Raw genomic sequence first — 9,324 nt, 5'->3', positions numbered from 1 at the left:
TAAATTTCAGAAAATTCAGATCACCTTCCAAGGAAGGTGTACGGGGATTGACATGTGGCTCTTCTTTTAATGCAATGCTAATGGAAAAAATCGACTAACTGGAGCTCGAAAGGGCCTCCGAGCAGGCAGTTACACGAAAAAATCGACTAACTGGCGCTCGAAAGGGTCCCCAAGCAGGAAGTTACACGAAAAATCGACTATCTGGCGCTCGAACGGGGCTCCAAGCAGGCAGTTACACGAAAAAATCGACTAACTGGCGCTCGTACGGGGCTCCGAGCCCACAATTACGCCATAGCAGCACATTCAAACCGGAAGATCTCCCGCGAGAGCGGGTTTACCTTACCCCAGCCCCACCCTAGAAAGGAATGACCCCCCCATGTCCAGCATTCCGTCCATCACGATCGTCGGCCTTGGCTCCGGCGGCGAAGACCAATTGACGCTCGGCATCCTGAAGACGCTGGAGCGCTCCTCTCTGCGCTTCGCCCGCACGGCGGATCACCCGGCCATCGCCGACCTTGCCACCCGAGGCATCGTTTTCGAGTCGTTCGACCGCATCTACGAGAGCAACGACTCCTTCGAAGCGGTCTATGAAGCGATCGCGAGCGAGCTCCTGAACGTAGCCGCGAACAACCCGTCCACGCCGGTCGTCTACGCCGTCCCCGGCCATCCGATGGTCGCCGAGCGCGCGGTGCAGCTCCTCCGAGAGCGCGCGCCTGCCGACAATATCGCCCTTACGATCCTCGGCGGCGAGAGCTTCCTCGACCAAGCGTTCACGCGCCTCGGCTTCGATCCGATCGAGGGCTTCCAGCTGCTCGACGCGGCCGGCTTGTCCCGCGAGCATCTTCGCCCGCGCCTGCATACGGTCATCGGGCAAGTGTACGACGCCTTCACCGCGTCCGAGGTCAAGCTGACGCTCATGGGCGTCTATCCGGACGACCACGAGGTTGTCGTAGCGCAGGCTCTCGGCATACGCAATCAAGAATCCATCCATACGATCCCCCTTCACGAGCTCGACCGGCTGGACGCTTACGGCAACTTGACTCTCGTCTACGTGCCCGCCAGCTCGGACGAACGCCTGCTCCGCCGCTCGTTCGAACGGCTGCACGAGATCGTGCAGATTCTGCGCAGCCCGAACGGCTGCCCGTGGGACCGCGAACAGACGCATCTGTCGATCCGGCGCCATTTTATCGAAGAGACGTTCGAAGCGATCGAAGCGATCGACCTGGACGATCCGGACGGCATGAAGGAAGAGTTCGGCGACGTCATTCTCCAGGTGCTGCTGCACAGCCAGATGGAGGAGGAGACCGGCGCGTTCGACGTGTACGACGTGCTGGCCGAGCTGAACGACAAGCTTATTTTCCGTCATCCGCACGTGTTCGGGGGCGAGAACGCCCAGGACGCCGAGGAAGCGCTGGCGAATTGGGAGCAGATGAAGGCGGAGGAGAAGAAACGCAAAGGCCAAGCCGAGCGTCTCTCCATACTCGACGACCTGCCCAAGGACCTTCCCGCCCTGCCTAGCGCGCACAAAATCCAGAAAAAAGCGTCCGGCGTCGGCTTCGACTGGCCGGATCTCTCCGGCGTATTCGACAAGATCGAGGAAGAGCTGCAGGAGCTTCGCGAGGCCGCGAGCAACGAGTCTCCCGAGCGTCAGAAGGACGAGCTGGGCGATCTGTTGTTCGCCGTCGTCAACGCTTCGCGTTTCCTTAAAGCAGACCCCGAGGAGGCGCTCGCGGGCACGAACCGGAAGTTCGCGGAACGGTTCCGGTACATCGAAGAGCAGTTGCGTATAAGGGGCAAATCTTTTGAGCAAACTGACTTGATAGAGATGGAAGCGTGGTGGCAGGAGGCCAAAACGCACGGTTCCCGTTAAAAATAACCTAAAAAACGCCGAAATCCCCGTACTTTCTACCTATTTCGCGAAATTTTTTTAAGATTCGGCAGGATTTTTTTAACAACAGGCAGAATAGTATCCATCGTGCAGTAAACAAGCCACGTTCCAAGCGGCTCAAGGGCTCGCCGGACGAATTCTAAGAACAATCCATAGGAGGAATTACCCTACCATGAACAAAACAGACCTGATCAACAACATCGCGGAAAAAAGCGGCCTGACGAAGAAAGACGTAGAATCCGTATTGAACGGCTTCCTCGGCGAAGTAACCGACGCTCTCGCCGGCGGCGACAAAGTCCAACTGATCGGCTTCGGCACGTTCGAAACTCGCAGCCGTTCCGGCCGCGTAGGCCGCAACCCGCAAACGGGCAGCTCGATCGAAATCCCGGCTTCCAAAGTTCCTGCTTTCAAAGCGGGCAACAAACTGAAAGACGCCGTAAAGTAATCGATGCGTCTGGATAAGTACTTAAAGGTGTCGCGGCTGATCAAGCGGCGCACCGTTGCGAAGGACGTGTCCGAACAAGGGCGCGTCCTTCTCAATGGTAAGGAGGCCAAACCGAGCGCGACCGTCAAAGTCGGAGACGAGCTCGACGTCCAGTTCGGCCAGCGCACGCTCACCGTTCGCATCGAACGGCTGACCGATTCCAGCCGCAAGGAAGACGCCGCCGAGATGTACACCGTGTTGAAGGAAGAGTACCGCAAGCGCGAGGAAGATCCGCTCGGTTTTTGAACGTCAACGTCAATAGTAGAGAGATGAGGTCAGCCCCTTGGGCTGGCTTTTTTTTACATACCTAAAGACTTCTTAAAAAGTGGACTCTTACTAAAATTTTCCATGAAATGGAACCAATAACATGATATATTTTCCATGTGCATGTCTGATTCTATCGAACTGCGTCGTTTGTAGCAGTAAACCACAATGAAAGGAAGACGCTGAATGCAAAAAGGATTCATGAAAAAGCAATGGCTGTCGCTCGTGCTGATAGTATCGATGGTTTTCACGGGCAGCGTTAGCGCCTTCGGGGCTTCGCTTAAAGATACGAAAGGGCATTGGGCGGAATCTTCGATTCAATCTTGGGTGGATCAAGGATTGATCAGCGGATACGCGGACGGGACTTTTAAACCGAACGGCAAGGTAATGCGAGCGGAGTTTGTCGCGTTCGTTAATCGTTCCTTCGGATTTTCCCAAACGGCTTCGGTGAAGTATGGCGACGTCAAAGCGAGCGATTGGTTCTATAAGGATCTATCTAAAGCAGCGGCAGCCGGATATTTGGACGGTCTGAATGACGGAGCATTCAAGTCAACGCAGACGGTAACGCGTCTGGAAGCAGCCGTTATATTGTCTAAATTGCTCTCGCTTGCACCGTCTCATTCCGCGGACGGGCTTAAAGATGTAGCAAGTCTGACCGACGAGCAAAAAGGTTCGATCGGCGCGGTTATCGACGCGAAGCTGATGCAGGGCAACGCGGCGGGCAACTTCAGGCCGAACGACGGGCTCACCCGTGCCGAAGCCGTTGTCGTCCTGACTCGGGCGTTGACCCAGAAATTCGTCGTATACGATAAACCAGGCGTTTACGGTCCCGAGAGCGGAGTCGAGAAAGTAAGCAAAGACGTGAAAATTACTGTGCCTGGAGTCACGCTTCGGAATATGGACATCCAAGGCAACTTGACGATCGCGGAGTCGGTCGGCAACGGCGACGTGTTCCTGAAAAAAGTATCCGTTGCGGGTACGACGGCTGTTAACGGCGGGGGCGCAAACAGCGTCCACTTCGAAGATACGGTCGTCGTTAAAGTCGTCGTCAACAAAAAAGACGGTACCGTCCGTATCGTCGTCGAAGGCAATTCCGAAGTCAGGGACGTCATTCTCGAATCCGGCGCCAAATTGGAAACCGATCCCGACTCTTCGGGCAAAGGCTTCCAAAACGTAACGCTCGCGGAGACGTTGCCGGCGGATTCGAAAGTCACTCTGAGTGGCAAGTTCGAGACGGTCGACGTTCTCGCGACGAGAATCAACATCGAAATACCGAAGGGACAAATCGGAACCCTGAACGTAGACAAGCAGGCGGGCGACGTATCCGTGGACGTGAACAAAGACGCGATAATCGCGGACCTCGTTCTGGCCGCCGTAGCTAAGGTTATCGGTCAAGGCGTCATCGAGAAGGCGACTATCCAGGCGAACGGATCGTCGATCGAGCAAACCCCTAAAACAGTCGAAGTCGGCAGCGACGTGCAAGCCGAAGTCGGAGGCAAGCCGGCAACGAACAGCGGTGGTTCGACTACGAGCAATTCGGGCTCCGGAAGTCCATCTTCGGGTACTCCGGGCACGGGCTCCGGCACGACGGTCGACAAGAGCAACCTGACCGCGGCGATAGCGGCTGCGCAAAACAAGCACGACGCTGCGGTTGAGGGCAACGATCAAGGGAATTATAGGTTCGGCGCCAAAGCCGCGCTCCTGAAAGCCATACAAGACGCACAAGCGGTCGCCAACAAAAGCGATGCAACGCAAGTGGACGTAAATACGGCGATTACGCTTCTGAACGTTGCCGTGCTCAGCTTCGATAGCTCGAAAAACATGTACAATCTATTGGATAACTTCAAGTCTTCATATGAATATTACATGTCGTTGTACAACTCCATTACGGAAGGAACAGCCCCTGGACAAGCGGCTGTAGGCTCCAAGGCGCCATTATTCGCCGCCATTCAGACTGCGAGCGCGTTACTGAGAAATCCTACGGCTACCGCCGAAGAGATTCAGAAAGGGTATTTTGATTTCAGTCAGGCTTCCTATGCTTTCTATCAAGGTCGGGTCACGAACAACTATTCGTCCGTCGAAGCGGTATTAGCAATTGCGGATCAAGTTCTTCAGAACGCGGTGGAAGGCGCAAACGTCGGAGAATACAAGACATTGTCGAAAGGTCTGTTAGAATTGGATCTGACGGGAGCGCGCGAAGCAGTAGCAAAGGAATATAGGATGCTGCAGCAGGATATCAACGGCTACGCCAACGGGGTTTGGAGATCGTTGAACAAGTTCGAGCAGAACAAGATTACGGCGAATACGACCGAGTTAACCGGGTTCTTCATGGAAAATGAGAACGGGGATGCATTTTTGCATGTTACAGCGAGCGTTACGGGTAGCGTCTATGCTGTGCCGTTCAACAAATATCCGAATTCGGTCTCCGATCTCCAGGAGTATGTTTCTTCTGGAATAGCGAAAACGGGAGCGGTATCGGCCGGAGTGAATAAGGATGTGCAGCTAGAAAACCTGCCGATCGGCGATTACAAAGTTTATCACGTAAATGACGCCGGCCAGCTTTACGTATCGCCGTACACATACGCGATAGTGCCGAAAAAGGCGACGAACATTACGGCAACAAAGGTAGTTTCCGATGGCGTCGTGACGAATACGATTAGTTGGACCGATAGCACGACTGTAGGAGTGACATCTTATCGTATTTCTAGAGGGACGACGGATGTGGTGCAAAACTCGAAAACGATCGTGAGATATCTTTCTCCGGCAGTTCAGGAATTCGTCGATAACGACCCGGACCTCGAACCGGGAACAACGTATTATTACTGGGTCATGGCAGAAGGTCCGGCGGGAGGCGCATATGTCCCGGCAGCTGTCCTTGCGACACCAGCTCCATAATCGCGGTATTATAAACAAAGAGTTCCCCGCCGATTCGTTGGCGGGCTTTTTTCTTTTGTCGCTTATGGAAGGAAATCATATACAAATTGTCGAGTCTTTGGTTCAATAATAGAATGCTATCCTATTCATACCAAGGGAGACGTCAGAGAGATGAAAGTACGATCCATTTTCAGAGTGTCCTTGATAGCGCTAGTCATCGGAGCCTTGAGCATGTCCGCCGTGTCGGCCGCCGCGCCGCCGACGAAGCTGCCGGCGAAAGAGTATCAAGAGCTGAAATACAAGAACGATCGCGGCGAGAAGCTCAAGTTCTTCGGCTACAAGCAATTCAAGATCGATTGGACGAAGGAAATGCCCGACTCGGTCGACATCGCGATGAACAAAGAGAAAACGAGAATCTTCGCGACGAACGATAACTCGGTCGTCGCGTTCGACTTGTCCGGCAAAGAAGCATGGCGCTACGAGCTGCCGAATCACGACTTCAACTACTACCTGCTGCATATCGGCGCCGACGGAACGGTCTATGCCGTCCGGCAACCGCAGAATTTGCTCGGCGTCAACGATCCCGGTTACGTGGCCGCCTTGTCGGGACAAGGGCAGCTGCTGTGGGAGCACGTCTTCGACGACCAGAGTCTCGCCGCGTGGATGGATTACAGCGGAAGCGCCAAGGGCACCTTCGTGACCTACACGGATAACGGAATCGCGGGCTTGCGGGGCGGGGAGATCGCTTGGACGAACAAAGAAATTCTCGAGATCACCACGAAGACGTTCGGGGATTACTCGTACTCGTACGCCAACGTCCAGTCGATGTTTGCCGACCGCCAAGGGACGACGTACGTCCAGACGGACGCCAAGACGTTCGCCTTGGACGAGCAAGGCGCCGTGCGTTGGAGCGGCGACATTCAGGGAGACCTCGTCCTCGTGCAGAACGACCAATACTTGCTTCAGACGTCGCCGACCGGCGGATGGGCGCTGTGGGACGCGGCGACCGGAAAGAAATTGTCCGGCGCGTTGATCAAGCCGCTGTGGCTGAAGGACACCGGCATCGCGAACGATCGTCTGGGCGGTCTCTATATCAGCAATTTCTTGCTTTCGAAGAAAAACGGCATTTCCAAAATCGACGCCAGAGGCAAGGCGATATGGAGCTACGCGATACGGTTCCCGGGTTACTCGGACGCGTACGAGCTCGTATCGGATGCGGCGGGCAACGTCTTCTTCACGGATAGCGGAGGCACGTTCTACTCGCTGGACCGCAACGGGAACGAAAGGTTTATTTTCCTCTACCGCAACCAATACGGTCCGGATTCGACGAAGGCCGTCGTCGACGCTAACGGCAACGTCTACGCGCTGTTCAACAATATCGGCTTGATGAAGATCGCCAAGATCGCCAAGATCGCGAAATAAGCGCCAGGCGGTTCCTGGTCGATCGCTTTCCTCGATTGTCCGCAAAGGTTCGCTTGACCCGCCGGCTATCGTATACAATGGGGGTAACGAATTTATCGCCGACACGCTCAGGAGGTTATACCACAGATGTCTACGCCCGTACGCGAAATATGGATCGGCGCCTATGGCGCCAAGAACGAAGTCGGCATTACGAGGATCGAGCTGCTGCCGGATACCGGCGAGCTCGTCAAGACGGCCGAATACGGCGGGATCGAGAGTCCGTCGTTCCTGCGCATGAACAAAGCGGGTACCCGTCTATACGCGGTCAGCGAGACGGACTCCCATATCGATGCCGACGGGGATCCGGCGGAGGGCGGCCAACTCGCCTCCTTCCCGGTCGATCCGGAGACGCGCAAGCTCGGTCCGGGCTTGTACGCGCCGACCCACGGCAACCACCCTTGCCACTTGAGCCTGACGCCGTCGGAGGATTGGCTGGCGGTGTCGAACTATAACGGCGCGTCCGTGGTCCTGTATCCGGTCAAGCCGGATACGAAGCCGGGACCGCCGATGGTCCGGTTCCGTCACACCGGCACCGGTCCGAACGCGGAGCGGCAGGAAGCGCCTCATCCGCATTCGGTATTCTTCGGCGAAGACGGCCGGCGCCTATACGTGAACGATCTGGGCATGGACAAAGTGATGGTCTACGAACGCGGACCTGAAGCGGGCGAATGGACCGCCTGCGACGCGGCTTCCTTGGAGCCGGGCGCGGGTCCTCGCCACCTCGCCTTCCATCCGGGTTCCGACCACGTCTTCGTGCTCAACGAACTGAACAGCACGGTGACGCGGTTCTCGAAAGACGACGCGGGACATCTCGTCCGCCAAGAGTCGACCTCGACGTTGCCGGCAGCCTTCGCTGGCACGAACTGGTGCGCGGAAATTCTCGCGTCCCCGGACGGCCGTTTCCTGTACGCGTCCAATCGCGGCCATGACAGCATCGCCGTCTTCCGGATCGACGCGGCGTCCGGCGCCCTCGAGCCGGCGGGCCATGTGTCGACCCGGGGCAAGTGGCCGCGCAACTTCGCGCTGACGCCGGACGGACAATGGCTGATCGCCGCGAACGAGCATTCGGACTCGGTCGTTCTGTTCCGAATCGAGCCTCAATCCGGGTTGCCGATCTTTACCGGCTCGGAGCTGGCCGTCAGCAAGCCCGCATGCGTGCTCGTCCGATAACCGCGAAGACGTCCCAACGCAAGGCAAGCCTCCCGTTCTAATTCATCCTTCGCGCCCATAGGCTAGTCTCATAAAGGTCGTTCAAAAAGTCCGATTTTGATCACGAAGCCGTTCGGGAAGTTTTTTCAAGGAGGGACGTGCCATGGAACACGCGAAGGGCGCCAAGCACCAAGAAATCCGCATGCTGAACCGGAAGTCGCTCGACATTACCGGGGTCGGCAACGTGGAAAGCTTCGACAACGAAGAGTTTCTGCTGGAGACGGAATGCGGTTTTCTGACCGTTCGGGGGCAAAATCTGCACATGAAAAATTTAAGCCTGGAGCAAGGGCTCGTCTCGATCGAAGGGACGATCCATTCTCTCGTCTACTTGGACGGTAGCGCGGGGGCGAAATCGAAGGGCTTGTTCGGGAAGTTGTTCAAGTGACCCCGGCGGCGCAAGGGGCGGCGATCGCCTCCATGATGCTGTGCGGGCTGGTCATGGGACTCGCATTCGACGTCTACCGGGTCGCTTCCCACCGGTATCATGTCGCGCGTTGGCTGCTCCCCGCGCTCGACGTGGCTTTCTGGGCGGCGGCCACGCTCGGCGTGTTCGGCGTCTTGCTCGCGCGCAATGAAGGCGACGTCCGAATGTACGTGTTTCTCGGGCTCGGCATCGGGGTGACCGGGTATTTCGGGTTGTTCAGCCCATGGGTCATCAAGGCGGCCGGCAAATCGATCGACTTCGTGAACGGGATTGCGCGCTTCATATGGAGAACGTTCGAGGTATTGGCGCTGAAGCCTTTCCTGTGGATCGTCCGGCTGCTCGCCAAAATTCTCGATATCGCGTTCGTCGTGACGGCGGCGCTCGTGCTGTGGACGAGCCGTCTGCTGCTCAAGCCCGTTGCGGCGCTCGGACGCCGGCTCTGGCCGAAAACGCTGCCGATCCGGCGCAAGTTCGATCCCGTCGTTCGGGCGTACGGGCGGGCGCGGGATCGCGCGAAGCGGATCAGAGACGCATTCAAGAAAAAAGAATAAAGGGCGTCTTCGATTGGCGAGCGGCGGCCGGTATCCCGGGCAGACGGAATCCGAGGCGGTTCGACAACGTTTCTTGCCGAATTGCTTCCGAAGAAGGATATTTTCTCTTGCGGGGATTATGCTATAATATTCGCGATACGAATTGCGATCTATCTGTTTAACCGCTGAT

The 9,324-nt window shown here is 56.5% G+C and carries 8 protein-coding genes; all 8 read left to right on the top strand.

Translation table 11 applies throughout. The features are described from left to right. Window positions 1-376: 376 nt before the first annotated feature. On the top strand, window positions 377-1,870 hold the full coding sequence (yabN, locus tag ACFPPD_RS07640) for a bifunctional methyltransferase/pyrophosphohydrolase YabN (RefSeq protein WP_209749557.1): 1,494 nt from the start codon (window positions 377-379) through the stop codon (window positions 1,868-1,870). Between the two features lie 190 nt (window positions 1,871-2,060). Continuing rightward, window positions 2,061-2,333: an HU family DNA-binding protein gene (locus ACFPPD_RS07635; RefSeq protein ID WP_209749556.1), complete on the top strand. Its 273-nt coding sequence runs from the start codon at window positions 2,061-2,063 to the stop codon at window positions 2,331-2,333. A 3-nt stretch (window positions 2,334-2,336) separates the two neighbouring features. Continuing rightward, window positions 2,337-2,618: an RNA-binding S4 domain-containing protein gene (locus ACFPPD_RS07630; protein WP_209749555.1), complete on the top strand. Its 282-nt coding sequence runs from the start codon at window positions 2,337-2,339 to the stop codon at window positions 2,616-2,618. A gap of 204 nt (window positions 2,619-2,822) precedes the next feature. After that, on the top strand, window positions 2,823-5,531 hold the full coding sequence (locus ACFPPD_RS07625) for an S-layer homology domain-containing protein (RefSeq protein WP_209749554.1): 2,709 nt from the start codon (window positions 2,823-2,825) through the stop codon (window positions 5,529-5,531). A gap of 150 nt (window positions 5,532-5,681) precedes the next feature. Then, window positions 5,682-6,932, top strand: a complete 1,251-nt coding sequence (locus tag ACFPPD_RS07620) for an outer membrane protein assembly factor BamB family protein (protein WP_209749553.1) — start codon at window positions 5,682-5,684, stop codon at window positions 6,930-6,932. 126 nt (window positions 6,933-7,058) lie between these two features. Next, on the top strand, window positions 7,059-8,141 hold the full coding sequence (locus ACFPPD_RS07615; protein ID WP_209749552.1) for a lactonase family protein: 1,083 nt from the start codon (window positions 7,059-7,061) through the stop codon (window positions 8,139-8,141). A gap of 142 nt (window positions 8,142-8,283) precedes the next feature. Next, entirely contained in the window at window positions 8,284-8,565 is a 282-nt protein-coding gene (yabP, locus tag ACFPPD_RS07610; protein ID WP_209749551.1) for a sporulation protein YabP, read from the top strand. After that, window positions 8,562-9,155, top strand: a complete 594-nt coding sequence (gene yabQ / locus ACFPPD_RS07605) for a spore cortex biosynthesis protein YabQ (RefSeq protein ID WP_209749550.1) — start codon at window positions 8,562-8,564, stop codon at window positions 9,153-9,155. Before yabP ends, yabQ begins: the two co-directional genes overlap by 4 nt. Window positions 9,156-9,324: the final 169 nt, after the last annotated feature.

The organism is Cohnella suwonensis, from assembly GCF_042655365.1.
Lineage (GTDB): Bacteria > Bacillota > Bacilli > Paenibacillales > Paenibacillaceae > Cohnella > Cohnella suwonensis.
The sequence above is the reverse complement of the archived record's forward strand: the minus strand, read 5'-3'. Positions and strand labels throughout refer to the sequence as shown.